Origin of the sequence: Lactobacillus agrestimuris (assembly GCF_943193025.1) — a bacterium.
Taxonomy (GTDB): domain Bacteria; phylum Bacillota; class Bacilli; order Lactobacillales; family Lactobacillaceae; genus Lactobacillus; species Lactobacillus agrestimuris.
Genome location: NZ_CALPCQ010000012.1, coordinates 42,435 through 60,031 on the forward strand (window position 1 = coordinate 42,435; position 17,597 = coordinate 60,031).

General features: G+C 36.7%; 16 protein-coding genes. All 16 read left to right on the plus strand.

Annotation, left to right across the window (positions count from 1 at the left end; all coding sequences use genetic code 11):
• The first annotated feature begins 57 nt into the window (after positions 1-57).
• The 16 genes from NFR82_RS05110 (at position 58) to NFR82_RS05185 (ending at position 17,484) form a co-directional block, all read left to right on the plus strand.
• Complete coding sequence (locus tag NFR82_RS05110; protein WP_251717215.1) at positions 58-1,782, plus strand: ABC transporter ATP-binding protein; 1,725 nt, start codon at positions 58-60, stop codon at positions 1,780-1,782.
• Between the two features lie 40 nt (positions 1,783-1,822).
• The gene (locus NFR82_RS05115; RefSeq protein ID WP_420908748.1) at positions 1,823-3,661 is read left to right on the plus strand and encodes an ABC transporter ATP-binding protein; all 1,839 of its coding nucleotides are present in this window, start codon (positions 1,823-1,825) and stop codon (positions 3,659-3,661) included.
• Positions 3,662-3,797: 136 nt separating this feature from the next.
• A complete protein-coding gene (locus NFR82_RS05120; protein ID WP_251717217.1) occupies positions 3,798-4,133 on the plus strand; it encodes a hypothetical protein in 336 nt (111 codons plus the stop codon).
• Positions 4,134-4,318: 185 nt separating this feature from the next.
• Positions 4,319-5,005 (plus strand): response regulator transcription factor CroR, encoded by a 687-nt coding sequence (gene croR / locus NFR82_RS05125; RefSeq protein ID WP_251717218.1) that lies wholly within the window; start codon positions 4,319-4,321, stop codon positions 5,003-5,005.
• Between the two features lie 3 nt (positions 5,006-5,008).
• On the plus strand, positions 5,009-6,160 hold the full coding sequence (locus NFR82_RS05130) for a sensor histidine kinase (protein WP_251717219.1): 1,152 nt from the start codon (positions 5,009-5,011) through the stop codon (positions 6,158-6,160).
• 57 nt (positions 6,161-6,217) lie between these two features.
• Positions 6,218-7,786 (plus strand): UDP-N-acetylmuramoyl-L-alanyl-D-glutamate--2,6-diaminopimelate ligase, encoded by a 1,569-nt coding sequence (locus tag NFR82_RS05135; RefSeq protein ID WP_251717220.1) that lies wholly within the window; start codon positions 6,218-6,220, stop codon positions 7,784-7,786.
• 10 nt (positions 7,787-7,796) lie between these two features.
• Complete coding sequence (locus NFR82_RS05140) at positions 7,797-8,546, plus strand: aspartate/glutamate racemase family protein (protein WP_251717221.1); 750 nt, start codon at positions 7,797-7,799, stop codon at positions 8,544-8,546.
• A gap of 153 nt (positions 8,547-8,699) precedes the next feature.
• Positions 8,700-8,993 (plus strand): bacteriocin immunity protein, encoded by a 294-nt coding sequence (locus tag NFR82_RS05145; protein WP_251717222.1) that lies wholly within the window; start codon positions 8,700-8,702, stop codon positions 8,991-8,993.
• 271 nt (positions 8,994-9,264) lie between these two features.
• Entirely contained in the window at positions 9,265-9,438 is a 174-nt protein-coding gene (locus NFR82_RS05150; protein ID WP_251717223.1) for a hypothetical protein, read from the plus strand.
• Between the two features lie 145 nt (positions 9,439-9,583).
• Positions 9,584-10,342: a DeoR/GlpR family DNA-binding transcription regulator gene (locus tag NFR82_RS05155; RefSeq protein ID WP_251717224.1), complete on the plus strand. Its 759-nt coding sequence runs from the start codon at positions 9,584-9,586 to the stop codon at positions 10,340-10,342.
• Positions 10,339-11,253: a 1-phosphofructokinase gene (gene pfkB, locus NFR82_RS05160; protein ID WP_251717225.1), complete on the plus strand. Its 915-nt coding sequence runs from the start codon at positions 10,339-10,341 to the stop codon at positions 11,251-11,253. The genes NFR82_RS05155 and pfkB overlap by 4 nt, the downstream gene beginning before the upstream one ends.
• Before the next feature lie 18 nt (positions 11,254-11,271).
• Positions 11,272-13,251, plus strand: a complete 1,980-nt coding sequence (locus tag NFR82_RS05165) for a PTS fructose transporter subunit IIABC (RefSeq protein ID WP_251717226.1) — start codon at positions 11,272-11,274, stop codon at positions 13,249-13,251.
• A 346-nt stretch (positions 13,252-13,597) separates the two neighbouring features.
• Positions 13,598-14,479, plus strand: coding sequence for a metal ABC transporter solute-binding protein, Zn/Mn family (locus NFR82_RS05170; RefSeq protein WP_251717227.1), 882 nt, complete (start codon positions 13,598-13,600; stop codon positions 14,477-14,479).
• 38 nt (positions 14,480-14,517) lie between these two features.
• Positions 14,518-15,165 (plus strand): metal ABC transporter ATP-binding protein, encoded by a 648-nt coding sequence (locus NFR82_RS05175; RefSeq protein ID WP_251717228.1) that lies wholly within the window; start codon positions 14,518-14,520, stop codon positions 15,163-15,165.
• A complete protein-coding gene (locus tag NFR82_RS05180) occupies positions 15,165-15,962 on the plus strand; it encodes a metal ABC transporter permease (protein ID WP_251717229.1) in 798 nt (265 codons plus the stop codon). Before NFR82_RS05175 ends, NFR82_RS05180 begins: the two co-directional genes overlap by 1 nt.
• Positions 15,963-16,254: 292 nt before the next feature.
• Positions 16,255-17,484: a lactate oxidase gene (locus NFR82_RS05185; RefSeq protein WP_251717230.1), complete on the plus strand. Its 1,230-nt coding sequence runs from the start codon at positions 16,255-16,257 to the stop codon at positions 17,482-17,484.
• Positions 17,485-17,597: the final 113 nt, after the last annotated feature.

Genomic DNA, 17,597 nt, shown 5'->3' on the forward strand with positions numbered 1-17,597 from the left:
ACTCATTTATCCTTTTTTAAAGTTGATAAAGTAGATATTTAAAGAGGGGGGCTTTTAATGATCAAAACATTGAGAAAATCGATCAGACAATATAAAATGCTGTCGATTTTATCACCATTATTTGTGATCGGCGAAGTTATCATCGAAATGCTGATACCTTATTTGGTTGGTATTTTGATTGATAACGGAATTATGAAAGGAAACATGGGTTACATTCAACGCTATGGTTTGATTTTGCTTGTGCTAACAATTGTTTCCTTGGTTTTAGGTGCGGCTGCGAGTTATGTTGCTGCTCACGCTGCTGCAGGTTTTGCGGCTAATTTGCGTAAAGATATGTTTGATCACATGCAGGATTACGCCTTTGAAAATATTGATAAATTTTCAAGTGCGAGTTTAGTTACACGTTTGACAACTGATGTAACTAATGTGCAGACGGCATATCAAATTATCATCAGAATTGCGGTTCGTGCACCAATGATGTTGATTACAGGTGTGGTAATGTCAATCATTATCAGTCCTCGTTTGTCACTTATCTTCTTGGTTATGGCACCAATCTTTGTGATCCTTTTAGGTTTAATTATAAAGGCTGCATACCCATACTTCCCTAAGATCTTTAAGGGATATGACCGTATGAATCAAGTAGTTCGTGAAAATGTTCGTGGTATTCGTGAAGTTAAGACTTATGTTCAAGAAAAGCCTCAAATTGCCAAATTTGAAAAAGCATCAGGCTTCATTTACAAACTATTTACTACTGCTCAAAAAATTATTTCTTTGAACGCTTTAGTAGTCGCTGCTGTGCTTAACATTGCGACATTGGCAATTTGCTGGTTTGGTGCTAAGGAAATTGTTGGAGGCACTCTTCAAACAGGTCAACTTGTTTCAATGTTCTCATACTCAAACTCAATTCTTTTCAGTTTGAACATTTTGGCAATGATTACTACTCAATTGATTATTTCAGGTGCTAGTGGTCGCCGTATTGCTAACGTAATCACTGAAAAGCCAGCGATTGAAAATCCAAGAAAGCCACTTAAGACTTTGACTAATGGTGAAATTCTCTTTGATCATGTTGGCTTCAAGTACTCATCAGATGATAAGGCCTGGGCTCTTGATGATATTAATTTGCGGATTCATCCGGGAGAGACAATTGGGATTATTGGTGAAACAGGGTCATCCAAGTCAACTTTAGTTTCAATGATTCCACGTCTATATGATGTAACAGTTGGTGCGGTTCGTGTTGCAGGTCATAATGTTAAGTCATATGATCTTAAGACTTTGCGTGATAATGTAGCCATGGTTTTACAAAAGAACTTGCTCTTCTCAGGCACAATTAAGGAAAACCTCAAGTGGGGTAACGAAAATGCGACTGATGAAGAAGTAATCGCTGCCGCAAAGATTGCTCACGCAGATGGTTTTATTCGTGAAATGCCAGATGGTTATGACACTATGGTTGAACAAGGTGGTACCAACGTATCTGGTGGTCAAAAACAACGTATTACTATTGCTAGAGCACTTCTTAAGAATCCAAAGATTTTGATTTTGGATGACTCAACTTCAGCTGTTGATACTACAACTGAACGTGAAATTCGTCAGTCTCTTGCAAATGATATGCCAGAAACTACTAAGATTATTATTTCTCAAAGAATCGTTTCAATTAAGGATGCTGACAGAATTATCGTCATGAATCACGGTAAGATTGAAGATATTGGAACTCATGATGAATTAGTCAAGCGTAATGAACTTTACAGTTCAATTGCTAAGTTCCAAGAAGAAAACGGAAAGTAGGTGACTAATTTTGGATCAAGCAATTAATCAAAAAGATAAAATGAAGGGAAATCGTTCCCAGACTTTAGCTCGTTTATTGAAATTAGTCCTTACTACTAGCCCATGGATGTTGATTGTTTCAACAATTACCATTATTTTAGCAGCTGCATCCAACGTTATTGGTACTCTATTTATTGAACGACTAATTAATAATTACATTGTTCCTCTTGTTAAACAGGTTCAACATGGACAAACACCAAATTATGGCCCACTTGAATATGCCATTGCGGTAATGTTGGGTATTTATACAATTGGATTTATTTCAAACTACCTTTTCACTATGCTGATGTCAGTTTTGGCTCAAAAAGTTCAATTCCGTGTGCGTGAAGATATGTTTAAGCACATGGAAACTTTACCAATTGCTTACTTTGACCAGAATGACTTCGGAGATATCATGTCTCGTTACACTAACGATATTGATACCTTGATGCAGATGATCTCACAATCAATTCCGCAGTTTGTTAACTCGGCTTTGATGTTACTATTCGTTATTGTTGCCATGTTCAGTTTGAGCTGGCAATTGACAGTATTCTCATTCATCATCTTTGCTTTATCATTCGGAATAGTTCGTTACCTTACTAAGCAATCAAGTAAAAACTTCCAAATTCAACAGAAGAAACTTGGTCAAATTAATGGTTACAACGAAGAAATGTTGAATGGTTTAAAAGTTATTAAGGTCTTCTCTCACGAGGATGAAGTTAAGAAGGGCTTTGAAAAATATAACGAAGAACTTCGTAAGGCATCCGGTAATGCCAATACTTATGCAACTATCTTGTTCCCAATTATGGGTAACATGGGTAACTTGCTTTATGTATTGATTGCCTTCGTCGGTGGGGCAGCCGCAATTAATGGCTGGGCACCACTTTCACTTGGTGCAATTGCTTCATTCTTGCAACTTTCAAAACAGTTCTCAATGCCAATTTCTCAAATTTCTCAACAATTGAATTCAATTGTTATGGCCTTGGCTGGTGCTAAGCGAATTTTCCAATTGCAAGATGAATCTTCTGAAGAAGATAATGGTACAGTTACTATTGCTAAGGATAGCAATGTTGAAGGTTCATGGGATTGGATCGTTCCTGAAAAGGGAGCTAACAAGAAAGTTCCGGTTCGTGGTCACATTATCTTTGATCACGTAAACTTCTCATATGTTCCAGAGAAGCAAATCTTACATGATATTTCGATTAATGCTAAGCCTGGTATGAAGGTAGCTTTAGTTGGTGAAACCGGTGCGGGTAAGACTACTATCTCTAACATGCTTAATCGCTTCTACGAAATTGATTCAGGTACAATCACTTATGACGGTATTCCAATTAAGCATATTAAGAAGGATGATTTAAGAAGATCACTTTCAATTGTTTTACAGGAAACCCACCTCTTCTCAGGCACCATTATGGAAAATATCCGCTTCGGTAATCCTGATGCTAGTGACGATGATGTATACCAAGCAGCTCGTCTTGCTCATGCAGATGAATTTATTCATGAACTTGATGATGGTTATGAAACTGTTATTGATGGGGACGGCGGCGATCTTTCACAAGGTCAAATGCAACTTCTCAGTATTGCTCGTGCGATGATTGCGGATGAACCAGTTATGATTCTTGATGAGGCAACTTCAAGTATTGATACTCGAACTGAAAAGATGGTTCAAGCCGGAATGGATAATCTTTTAGCCGGTAGAACAAGTTTCGTAATTGCCCACAGATTGTCCACAATTGTTAACTCTGATTTGATTTTAGTTCTTGATCATGGTCATATCATTGAACATGGTAATCATGATGAACTTATCAAGCAGAAGGGTTACTACTACGAACTTTACACTGGTAAAAAAGAAATCGAATAATTTTGAAAAGCGCTTATTAAAGGATTACTTTGATAAGTGCTTTTTCGTCTCCAAATTTCCACTATATTACAAGCCGTTATTCACCTTATTTTTCGTGCAATATGCTAAGATAAAATGTAGAGAGAAGGGGAGTATTATGAAAAGAACAAGTTTATGGCTTTGCACTGCTGCTTTAGTTATTATTGGATTATTAATTTATTGGGATCATAATTTCACCGACTTTGGACTTCCAGCAATGTCGTTCACCTCAATTTTGATTGCTTTAACACTTATTATTGCGATTATTGCTACCTTTAGTGAAGGATTCAATCGTTGGATCGGTGGCTGGTGGGTAATTCCAGATGGAATTCTTTTTGGCTTCGCTAGCATGTTAGACTACACTTCGATTGCAAAAGTTTGCGTGTTTGCATTGTTGATGATTGTTTGCATTTTTGTAGAAATCAAATTATTTGATGATAAACATGCCAATTAACAAAAAAGTGTTAAATTAAGATTCCAAAGTAGGTCTCTTGTCTACTTTGGAATCTTTTATTTTTTCATTAAAAGATAGGCATCATAGTGGCTAAGTTGTCGATTTTGAGTAAAATAATAGACAATAATCTGCTAAACTAGATGTAGATATATATAGTTATTAGACGAAGGAGAGGAGTTTTCTTCTTGAAAATCTTAGTTGTTGACGATGATAAAGAAATCGTAGAATTATTGAGCATTTATCTTAAAAATGAAGGCTATGAGCCGGTTGCTGCTTACAGCGGTAAAGAAGCTATTACAAAATTAACTACTACTCCAGACATTGGATTAATGATCTTAGATGTGATGATGCCTAACATGAGTGGAATTGATGTAATTAAGGAAGTTAGAAAAGATTCTGATATTCCAATCATCATCGTTTCTGCTAAGACTGGAGATATGGATAAGATTCAAGGTCTTATTACTGGTGCGGATGATTATGTTTCCAAACCATTTAACCCACTTGAAGTTATGGCTCGTGTCCGTTCACTTCTTAGAAGAAGTCAAAAGCAAGTTAAGGAAGAAGAACCAGATATTCTTGAAGTTGGTCCTCTTATCATTAATCATGATTCTCATGATGTGAAGACCATTGATGGAACTGAAATTTCACTTACCGCCTTGGAATTCGGTATCTTGTATCTGCTTGCTAGTCATCCTAATCGTGTGTTCTCAGCTGACGAAATTTTTGAAAGAGTATGGCAACAAGAATCTGTTGTTTCGGCTAAGACAGTTATGGTTCACGTTTCACACTTACGTGATAAGATTCAAAAAGCTACAGGCGGTGAAGATGTCATTCAAACTGTTTGGGGTGTAGGCTACAAGGTTGAGGCTTAGTTAATGAAAAAAGAGCGTGTAAAACTTACAGCTACAGAAAAAAGTGAATTAATCGCAGAAGCAGTAGTAACTATCGTATTACTGCTTTTACTTAATTTATCGATTATTATCGTGATTCACTTGGCAATTTTGCAAGATCAAAACTTAGTTAATGGAATCTATTTTTTGAAGCAAAATATTGCATTTTCCGGTAAGCATCTTTGGTCATGGCAACAGACTTTTCTCATTATTATGGGAATTGCCGATTTGATTATTCTCTATTGGCGTTTGATTCGTCGATATCACCAGATGCAGCTTAGACACGTTATTTCGGAATTGCATTATATTGCCAATGGTCACTTTGATCATCGCATCTCATTTGCGGTTAGAACCGATCTTCAGCGAGTAATTGATTCAATCAACTCTTTGGTTGATAGTACAGTGAATTCAATTAATGAAGAAAAGGCAATCGAAAAGTCAAAGGATGAGTTAATTACTAATGTATCTCACGATATTCGAACACCGTTGACATCAATTATTGGTTATCTGGGTCTGCTTAAAACGGGTAATGTAACAGCCGATGATCAGAAAAAGTATATCGAAATTGCATATACCAAAGCTGAGCAAATGAAGTCCCTGGCTAATGATTTGCTTGAATATACGACCTTGAAGTCAAATACTACTAAACTTAATTTGGCTCCGCTTCATATCTATTCAATGCTGGAACAAGTGGAAGCCGGCTTTGAATTAGAAGCTGAAAAGAAGGGCATTAAGTTCAAAATTGAAGCAAGACCTAAGGATTTGACTATTTTAGCTGATCCAGAAAAACTTGTGCGAGTTTATAATAATTTGATTAACAATGCCTTCAAATACGGAACTGGTGCGACTACTATTAAGCTCGTTGCTAACTTGGTTAATAAGAAACAAGTTGAACTTCGAGTAGAAAATAATGGTGCTAAGATTCCGGAAGCATCACTCAAGAAAATCTTTGAACGTTTTTACCGTGTCGAGGGTTCTAGAAATGTTAAGACCGGTGGTTCAGGATTGGGACTATCAATTGTCAAAGGAGTAGTTGATCTTCATCACGGAACAATTCGAGCTGTTTCAGATGATAACTGGACAAGTTTTATTATTCGGTTACCTTTAGATCCAAACGAAGAAAAAAGCACGGCTTAGCTGTGTTATAATTTTCAATGAAAAACAATACAATAATATCTATTTGAGGGGTATAACATGAGTATTTCTTTAAATACCTGTATATTAATTTTAAAAGAACATCATTTACTTAAGTCAAGCGCTGTACAAGATACAGTTGCCACTAAGATGGATTATGTGTCATATGATTCACGTGACATCGAAACCAACACACTTTTCTTCTGTAAAGGTGCAGGTTTCAGACCAACTTATCTTTCAATGGCTAAACAAAATGGTGCTAATTGTTATGTTGCTGAACAACCTTATCCAGAAGGTAAGGGAATGCACGCTTTGATAGTTCGTGACGTATCAAAGGCAATGGCACTTCTTTCAGCTGCCTTTTTCCGTTTTCCACAAGATGATCTCTACGTTGTAGCGTTCACCGGTACTAAGGGAAAGACTACTTCAGCATACTTCCTTAAGGGGATGCTTGATGAAATGAATGGTGGTCATACTGCTCTTATTTCATCAGTTAACGATATCGTTGGTACTAAGCCAGAGGATAGTTTTAAGTCAAGCTTGACCACACCAGAATCACTTGATTTATTCCGTGATATGCGCCGTGCAGTTGATAATGGTATGACTCACTTAGTAATGGAAGTTTCAAGTCAAGCTTACAAGAAGAACCGTGTCTTTGGTCTAACTTACGATTTGGGCTTCTTTTTGAACATTAGTCCTGACCATATTGGACCAAATGAACATCCTAATTTCGAAGATTACCTTCACTGTAAGTTGCAGTTACTTGTTAACTCACGTAAGTGTATTATTAATGCAGAAACTGATCGCTTTAACGATGTTTATGCAGCTGCAACTACAACTACTAATCCAGATAGTATTTTCTTATTTGCAAGTGATAACTTTGAAAATCCGGATTTGAAGGTGCCAATTGACTTTAGATATGCATCACAAGAAACTGACATGCGTGAAACTCGCTTCAAGTTATATTGCGCTAGTGATAAAGCTAAGCAACTTCCAATCAACGGTGATTACACTTTGCAAATGATTGGTAGCTTCAATGAAATTAACGCTACTGCAGCCATTATTGGTGCTGGTCTTGCTGGTGAAGATCATGATCGCGCTGCTAAAGGTATTCGCCACGTAACTATTCCTGGTAGAATGCAAACTGAAATGACTCGTGATCACGGAATGGTTGTTGTTGACTACGCTCACAACAAGGCTTCGATGATGGCACTTATGGGCTTCATGAGAAAAAACTTCAATGATCCTAAGATTATTGTAGTTGTTGGTGCACCTGGTGATAAGGGGGTTTCTCGTCGACCAGGCTTTAGTGAAAGTTTAAGTGCGTACGCAGATAAGGCCTTCTTAACTACTGATGATCCAGGATTCGAAGATCCAATGTCAATTGCAGAAGAAATCGATTCAGGTATCGACCACTCAAGAGTTGATGTGACGATCGAACTTGATCGTGAAAAGGCTATCCATGATGCAATTGCCATGGCTGGAAAAGATGATGTTGTTTTAATTTGTGGTAAGGGTGCAGATGCCTTCCAAAAGATCCGCGGAGTGGACACACCATATCCATCTGATATCGTAGTCGCTCAAAAGGTAATTAACGAATTAGAAGGCGAAAGCGAACACTTTAGTTAGAGTGACTGATATGAAGCATTTTTTTAGTATTATTGGTGGGATGGGAACGATCGCAACAGAAAGTTACGTTCGCTTGATTAACCATCGAGTTAAGATTAAACGTGACCAAGATTATTTAAACTATATTTTGGTAAATGATGCACAAGTTCCCGACCGGACAGCTTACATTATGGATCATGAGAAGCCAAACTTCTTTTATGATTTGAAAGATGATGTATTAGGTCAAGCCCAACTTCATCCAGACTTCTTCGTAATGCCATGTAACACGGCCCATTACTTCTACGATGATTTAGCAGCTTTAACAGATATTCCGTTCTTACATATGATGCGAATTGCCGTGCATAAGTTTGTAGAAGATTATCCTGATGAGAAGAAAATTGGATTGATTGCCACTGAAGGTTCAATTTATGACCACTTGTATGCTGATGAAATTCACGAAGTTGGTCGTGAAGTAGAACTTGGTGGTAGTGAGATTCAGCCAATGGTTAACGAACTTATCTATTCCAACATTAAGGAAAAAGGAGTAGTTGATGGCGAGTTATATCATCGTATTTTGAAGAAGATGCATGATGATTATGGTTGCAATGTGATTCTTTTGGGATGTACTGAGCTATCTCTTGCACAAGAGAAGGCACCAGATCATCCTTATAATGTGATTGATCCACAGTCGATTATTGCAGATGTGTCAATCGAATTAGCATTGAAAATTCGCAAAGGGATGGATCCGAAAGAAGCTTGCAGCAAGTATTTATATGAATAAAAATAAACTCCAGTAGCGTATTTTGCTGCTGGAGTTTTTGATCTGAAAGACAAAAGAAGATAAATAATTCTTTTTACAATAAGTCGCGGAAATTTCCGTAGCCTTTTTCTTGTAGTAAAATATAGGTAAATATTCGATGGGAGGAATAGAGCTATGAAAGATCCAATGATGGGTGTAGGGATGCACGATGATGTAAGCCCAGAAAATAATGATTTTATGATTAAAGTTAGAGAAATGGTCAACAGCGATCCGAACTTGCTTGGGGATGCAGACATTATGAAGTTCGTTGAACTTGCTTTATTTAAAGCATCCAAGAATGAACCTCGTGACGAAATTGCGAGAGAACTTGATGATGAGCTTTCAGGCTTTCTTGTGAAGACAAAGTTCAAGGCTCCCGAAAGTGTGAAGAAGCTTCAGGCCCTGCTTAAACAATATACTGAAATTTAAAGTGAAGCAGCAAAATGATTTTAAGAATTCTACAGAACACAAACAATCTGAACGGTCTATTTATTGCTGAATTGCTTTTTTATCTGAATAATTTTCGGTAACATAAAACGCCCTCTATGTGGAGAGCGTTTTTATTTTGATTGAGTGTAATAAAGTGAAAAATGGAGAAGTTCAAGCCAATGCTAGACAGTACCTTGGTAAATATGGTATCTTTGGGATTACTGTTTATTGTTTAGAATAAAATCAAGTGATTAAAATTTGGAGGAGTATTATGGTGTATCTAGTTCACATTTTGGTTGGACTTTTAATTATTCTGGGTGTTGATATGGGCGTCACGGCTTTTTGGGCATATTTAGATGCACGAAGTGATGAAAATTTAGGCTTTAAGGAAGCTTTTGCCAAAAATAATCATATTCCGACAAAGTTATCAGATATTTTCGAATAATTTTGAATAATAATGAAGCAGCCTGTTTATGGGCTGCTTTTTTTGATAGATTTTGAACAAATATGAATTTTAATGAATGTTTTTGACTGAAAGTGATTGATTTTGATTTAGAAAGCGTATACAATGTTACTGAGGTGAAAAAAGGATGCTGACACAGGAACGCCAAAGTTTAATTGAAAACTATGTTAACGAGCACGAATTGTGTCGAGTAGCAGAACTTTGCAAATTAACAACAACATCTGAATCAACTATTCGACGTGATTTGATTCAAATGGAAGAAGATGGACGACTTAAGCGAGTCCACGGCGGAGCCCAATCAGTAAAAAATTTTGCCCGTGATGTTTCGCAAAATGTCCGCTTCAGTCTAAACCATGATCATAAGACTGAAATCGCGCGCTATGCTGCTGAACATTTTGTAAAAAGTGGTGACAACGTCTTTATTGATGCTGGAACAACTACTTACGAAATGGTGAATTTTTTAGCTAATATTCCTAATATAAAAATTATTACCAATGGTGTTGAAACAGCCTTAAGCAGTCTCAACCATGGAATTGAAACAATTCTAATTGGTGGAAAGGTTAAAGATGATACTCATGCAGCAGTCGGGCTAGCAGCCTTAAAGCAAATTAAGGCAATGAATTTCTCTGCTTGCTTTATTGGAGTTAACGGAATTGAAAAAAATGGTAATTTAACTACGCCAGATCCCGAAGAAGCTGCAATTAAACAAGCAGAAATTGCCCAAACCAGAAGGGCTTTTATCTTAGCTGATTCATCCAAGATCGGTGAAAGAAGTTTTTCAGTTTTTGCTAAGGCCAAGGATGTTTTGTTGATTACTAATCAGCTTAATTCAAGTCAAAAAGCGGCATTACCTGTCGATTTAAAAATAGAGGAGGCAACTAAATGATTTATACAGTTACTGTGAATCCAGCACTTGACTATGTTCTTCAATTAGAAAAAGTTAATGCTGGTGAAGTTAACAGAACCGATAATTATTCATTTTTAGCAGGAGGTAAAGGAATCAACGTTTCTCAAATCTTGAATCAATTAGATGTTGATAACACAGCTTGGGGATTTGTTGGTGGCTTTACTGGTAAGGAATTAATTCGTCAATTGAACCAAAAGCGCATTATTAGTGATTTTGTGACTATTTCAGATGATACTCGTGTAAACGTTAAGATCCACGGTCAAAAAGAAACTGAAATTAATGCAGCTGGTCCACAAATTACTGAACAAGAGATTACTGCTTTTAAGTCACGCTTAAGTGATCTTAAAGAAGGCGATGTTGTGGTAATGAGTGGCTCACTTACCCCAAGTTTAGGACAAGATTTTTACCAAAAGTTGCTTCCAACTATTAAGGATGCTGGTGCAGACTTTGTTGTAGATACAACAGGCCAAGCTCTTCTTGATACTTTGGAATACAAGCCACTTGTTATTAAGCCAAATCACCATGAATTGGCTGATTTATTCAATGTTACTTTTGACTCAAGTGATATCATGCTTGAATACGCTCAAAAGCTTTTAGCTATGGGTGCACAAAATGTAATGGTTTCAATGGCCGGTGATGGTGGTTACCTCTTAACTAAGGATCACGTTTACCACGCAAAGGGTGCAGTCGGTACTGCTATCAACTCAGTTGGTGCTGGCGACTCAATGATTGCTGGATTTGTTGGTACTTATGTTAAAACTGGTGATGCTGCAGAAAGCTTCCGTATGGGTATGGCTTGTGGTGCAGCAACTGCGTTTACTAAGGATATTGCTGTAAAGAGCCAAATCGATGCAGTACTTCCACAAATTAAGGTAGAACAAATTTCTTAATAGAAGGGATATAGATTAATGAGAATCAAGGATATATTAAGTCCCGAATCCATGATCATGGACCTTAAGGCAACTAATAAAGAAGATGCTATCAAAGAAATGGCCGATCTTGAAGTTGCTACAGGGATTGTTAATAACGAAGATGAGTTTATTAAGTCGATTTGGGCTCGTGAGAACGAATCAACTACCGGTATCGGTGGTGGAATCGCTATGCCTCACGCTCGTAATAAATACATTAACAAGGCAAGAGTATTATTTGCTAAGAGCAAGAATGGAATTGACTACAATTCATTAGATGGTCAACCTGTTCACTTATTCTTTATGATTACTGCTCCAGATGGTGCAGACAATACTCACCTTCAAGCTTTGGCTAAGCTTTCTGGCCTTTTAGTTAACCCAGAATTAGTTGAAAAGTTGAAGAACGCTCAAACTCCGGATGAAGTTATCAAACTCTTCACTGATGCTGAAGCTGCTAAAGATGCTCAAGATAAGGCCGATGAAGAAAAGCGTAAGGCCGAAGCTGCTAAAAAGGCAGAAGCAAAAGATAACGATAATGATAAGCCTTTAATCGTCGGTGTTACCGCATGTATCAATGGTATTGCCCATACTTACATGGCTGAGCAAGCTTTGATTGATGCAGGTAAAAAGCGCGGAATAGAAGTTAGAATTGAAACTAACGGTTCAGAAGGTGTTAAGCATGAACTTACTCCTGATGAAATTAAACGTGCTAAGGGTGTAATTATCGCTTCTGATAAGAAAGTTGATATGCCACGTTTTGATGGTAAGGAATTAACTGAACACCCAGTTGTTGACGGTATCAACAAGCCTGATGAATTAATCGATATCATCATGGATGACAAGGCTCCTGTTTACCATGCATCTAGTGCTGATAAAGAAGCTGATTCTTCAGCTAAATCAGGTGGCGGTGTATGGAGTAGTATTTACCGTAACCTTATGAGTGGTGTTAGCCACATGCTTCCATTCGTTATCGGTGGTGGTATCTTAATGGCCATTTCCTTTATCGTGGAAAACTACATGGCTGGTGGTGCTAAGAATCCTGCCTTTATCTTCTTGAACTCAGCAGGTAACTTGGCCTTTGCCTTCATGGTTCCAATCTTGTCAGCTTACATCGCTGAATCAATTGGTGATTTACCAGCTCTTATGCCAGGTCTTGTTGGTGGTTATATGGCCGCTATTGTTAACGGAACTAATGGACTTCAAGTTAACGTTCAAGCACATGCAACTTCACCAGCTGGATTCTTAGGTGGTATGGCTGCCGGTTTCATTGCTGGTTACTTAATGCTTGGTCTTAAGAAGTTATTTGCCAAGCTTCCTAAATCAGTTGAAGGTATGAAGCCAATGCTTCTATATCCAATTTTAGGTCTACTCTTGATTGCTTTGATCATGTTCTACATCATCAACCCAATCTTCAGTAGTATTAACTTTGCTATTACTCACTTCTTGAACGGTATGGGTACTGGTAACTTGGTTGTACTTACTACCATTTTAGCAGGTATGATGGCTATTGATATGGGTGGTCCTTTCAACAAGGCTGCTTATGTTTTCGCATCAGGTGCGTTCGCTAACGATCCTCATTCAGCTACTGCTGCTGTAATGATGGCTGCTGTTATGGTTGGAGGTATGATTCCACCATTTGCTACTGCGATTGCCACAGCATTCTTCAAGAACAAGTTCCCAGAACAAGAAAGACGTGCTGGTGTATCAAACTGGATTTTAGGATTCTCCTTCATTACTGAAGGTGCCATTCCATTTGCTGCAGCTGACCCAGGTCACGTTATTCCATCATGTGTTCTTGGTTCTGCAATTGGTGGTTTATTAGTAGGATTCTGGCATATTCAAGTTCCAGCTCCTCACGGTGGTCTTTGGGTATCACCACTTGCTAACCACATTTTGCTTTACTTCTTAGCAACTATTATCGGATCAATTATCGCAGGTGTGGTTTTAGGCTTCTGGAAGAAACCTGTAAATAAGAAATAAAGTTATATAAAAGCAAAAAAAATACGATAACAAATGTTATCCTAAAACTAAATTTTAATAACTTTTGTTATTGTTGAAAACACTTTACATCGAGTGCTAGTGGGGGTATTATATAAATATCTTGATAATCTCTACTTAAATCAAGACACTCTGTTATGTTTTGCGTCACCGAAAGGTGACGTTTTTTGTTGCCTGTAATTTTATTATCTTTGGTTTTTCGTTGACAATTAGTAAGAAAAAGCATACTCTGATATAATTTAGAAAATTGAATAAATTTTCTAAATTAATTAAAGATAATAAGTAATTAAACATTTAAAAGAAAAAGTAATTTTGAAGGGATAAATTAATGAAACTAAAAAAACTATTAGCTTTGTTTGGAATGCTTGGAACAGTATTCGTTTTACTTTCTGCATGTTCGAATAAAGCTGAAAATAGCAATGGAAAAATTAAGATTGTTACAACTACTAATGTTTATGCTAATATTGCTCAAAACATTGTTGGGAAATATGGTAGCGCAGATGCAATTATTACTAATTCCACAACTGATCCACACGATTTTGAACCAACAACTAATGATGCAAAAAAGGTTGCTGATGCAAATATTGTTGTAGCTAATGGCCTTGGTTATGATTCATGGATGAATAATTTAGCTGATTCATCTAATAAAAAAGCCGTCTTAGTTGGTGAAGACTTAATGAAATTAAAAAAAGGCGATAATCCACATATTTGGTACAATTTAAATATGCCAGTTAAGTATGTTGACTACTTGGTTGAGCGTTTGTCAAAGCTGGATAAAAAGCATGCATCTTATTTTAAGAAAAATGGTCAAGAATATTTAGCTAAGATTAATAAGCTTAAGGCTGAAGTTAAAAAGATCGATGGTAAACATCAAAAGCCAGTTTATGTTAGTGAACCAGTTTTTGACTATGCTCTAGAGGAAGCAGATTATCGAATTGGTGATCGCGGCTTTGAAAAGGCTATTGAAAATGGAACAGATCCAAGTCCTCAAATGATTGATCAAATGACTAATGCAATCAAAGCTAAAAAGATTGCTTTCTTTGTAAATAATATCCAAGCAAGTAGTTCAACAGTTGAGAACTTCGTTAAAATTGCCAAGGAAAATAAGATTCCAGTTATAAGTGTTAGAGAAACAATTCCTAACCATACAAGTTACTTAGGCTGGATGAAGTCAAATTATCAAAAGCTAATTGACGTTAGCAAAAAATAAAATGTGTTGAATGTAGAGATGAGAGTAGAGGTGGGAAATTGATTTTAAATGTAAAAAATCTCAGTATGAAATTTGATAATAAAGTAGTTTTTAAGGATTTGAATTTTGACCTAAAGAAAGGTTCAATGACAGCTTTACTTGGACCTAACGGAACAGGTAAGACTACTTTAATTAATATTTTGATGAAATTAATGCCTCCAACAAGTGGTAGCTTCAAATTTAGTGACAATGTTAAATTGGGTTATGTACCACAATTTAGAAATATTGATGCTGAATATCCGTTGTCTATCAAGGCTTTTGTCGGTTTAAATGCTCCTTTGATTAAAACTAGCAAAGTTAAGCAACATATCGATCACGAACTTGAAGAAACTAATTTACTTGAGATTCAAAATACTAGAATGGGTGAAGCATCAGGCGGACAAAAACAACGTGCATATTTAGCTCAAGCATTGCTTGATGAACCAAATATGATTATTTTAGATGAAGCGACTGCTAGTCTTGATCCAGTTGCTAAAGAAGAGCTAATGAAGTTAATCAAGCACCTTAATCGAGAACATGGAATGACGGTTTTATTTGTAACCCACGATGTACCTCTAGCTAAAAAATACATGGATGAATATTTATATCTTAATCATCAAACGATTGAACAGGGGAAAATGAGTGACTTTAAGGGGGATTACGAATAATGTTTCAATATGAATTTATGCGTTATGCTTTCTTGGCCAGTACTTTTATTGCAATAACTTGTGGTGTCGTTGGTGTATACGTTGTTGCAAGAAGCTTTAGCTTTTTGGCACATACTTTATCAGAAATTGGCTTTGCAGGAGCCGCATTTGCGGTCTTCATTGGAGTTGCGCCGCTATGGGGGATGCTTTTATTCACATTACTAGGATCGATTAGTGTTGGTGAACTTTCGATTCATAGCGACCAAAAAGAAAGTGCTATTAGTGCGATTTCGGCTTTATTTATTGGCCTGGGTGTTTTATTCTTAGCAATTTCTAACTCTAATAGTCGATATGCAACCAATATTTTGTTTGGTAGTATTATTGGGGTTGATCGTGATGGCGTAATTCAACTTGTGATCTTGTCGATCATTGTTTTATTGATGATTTTCATTGTTCAAAGACAGCTTAACTTTGATTCTTTTGATCATATTGGAGCAGTTGCACATGGGATTAAAACCGGTTTTATTGGGGTAGTCTTTTTGGTTGCCCTTGCCATGTCGGTTTCAATTGGTGCTCAAATTGTAGGATCATTGCTAGTATTTATTTTGCTAACTCTTCCTTCTTCAACAGCTCGCTATTTAGGCAGAACAATTCCTTCAATGATTGCATGGTCAGTTGGGATTGCCTTATTTGGGGTATGGCTTGGTTTATATTTAGGCTTTATTACCAATTGGCCAGTTACTTTTTTCATTTCATTAATTGAGGTTGTGATTTATTTAGCTGCCTACTTCACGCATGTAATCAGACATAAATTGTAATTAAAAAACGTAAAAATGAAAATGGCATCATTATGTCAATTGGAAAGAATTAAAACATTCATCGCGGTCTTCATAATCATGGTGATATATAAAAAATTATTTAATATATTTAAGCTAATAGAGAAATCTATTAGCTTTTTTTATATTTAAATGTATAGCGAAATTGCTTGATTTTTAATCTATTAGTTATATAACATGGAAAATAAGCCGTATTATTTACGTTTTAACCGCTTTCAAACTATAATCAAGTTATAAACATAATAAAAGTTGATTTAATGAAAGAAGAATTGCTATGACTGTTTACTATAAGGGGTTTCCTCAAAGCGATAGAGAAGAATATGTAAATATGGTTAACGTTGAAGAACTAGAACAACGTGTAAAGAAAATTATGCCTGAAGGTGCGTATTACTATATTGCATCTGGTTCTGAAAATGAGTGGACTTGGCGTAATAATACAGCTGCATTCAACCACTTCCAAATTGTTCCACGTGCTTTGACTGATATGGAAGATCCACAATTGGATACAGAATTCATGGGCATGAAGCTTAAAACCCCAGTTATGATTTCACCAATTGCTTGTCATGGTATTGCACACACAAAGGCCGAAATTGATACTCAAAAGGGTGCTGCAATGGCAGGTGCACTATTTTCATCAAGTACTTATGCTAACAAGAGTGTTGAAGACATTGCTGCGGCAGCTCCAGATGCACCAAGATTCTTCCAACTTTATTTAAGTAAAGATTGGAAATTTAATAGAATGGTCTTCGATGCAATTAAGAAGGCAGGATACAAGGGTATTTTCTTAACTGTTGATGCTTTGGTTTCAGGATATCGTGAAGCTAACATCCGTACTAAATTTACTTATCCAGTTCCACTTGACTTCTTTACTCGTTACTTAAATGGTAAAGGTGAAGGTCAAAGTGTTGCTCAAATGTATGCTTCATCTGCTCAAAAGATTGGCCCTGAAGATGTTAAGAGAATTAAGGAAGAATCAGGCTTACCTGTTTTTGTTAAGGGAATTGAAAGTGTCGAAGATGCATATAAAGCAATCGGTGCTGGAGCAGATGGTATCTATGTAACTAACCACGGTGGTCGTCAAGTTGATGGTGGTCCTGCATCAATTGATGTATTGCCAGATATTGCCAAGGCCGTTGATCACCGTGTACCAATCGTATTTGACTCTGGTGTACGTCGTGGTTCACACGTATTTAAGGCATTGGCACTCGGTGCCGATATGGTTGGTATTGGACGTCCATATCTTTATGGATTAGCACTTGGTGGTGCACAAGGTGTAGAAGCAGTAATTGATCAATTAGATAAAGAACTCAAGATTGATATGCAATTGACTGGTTGCAAGACAATTGAGGATGTTAAGCATGCTGCTATTAGACATATTCAATACACTGCTGATAATTTGCCTTCAATTACTGATCCAAGCAGAATGAAACCATATCCAAAGACAGCTGATAATCAAATTAAGACTGAAACAAGCGATGCTACATCGGGAGCTTCAGAAGCATAATTAGAAAAAAAGGTATAAGAAAAAGGATTCAGATTTTGAAGTGCCTCATAATTGTTAGACATAGATCTAATGATTGTGAGGTATTTTTTATGACTAAATATTCTACTGAGTTT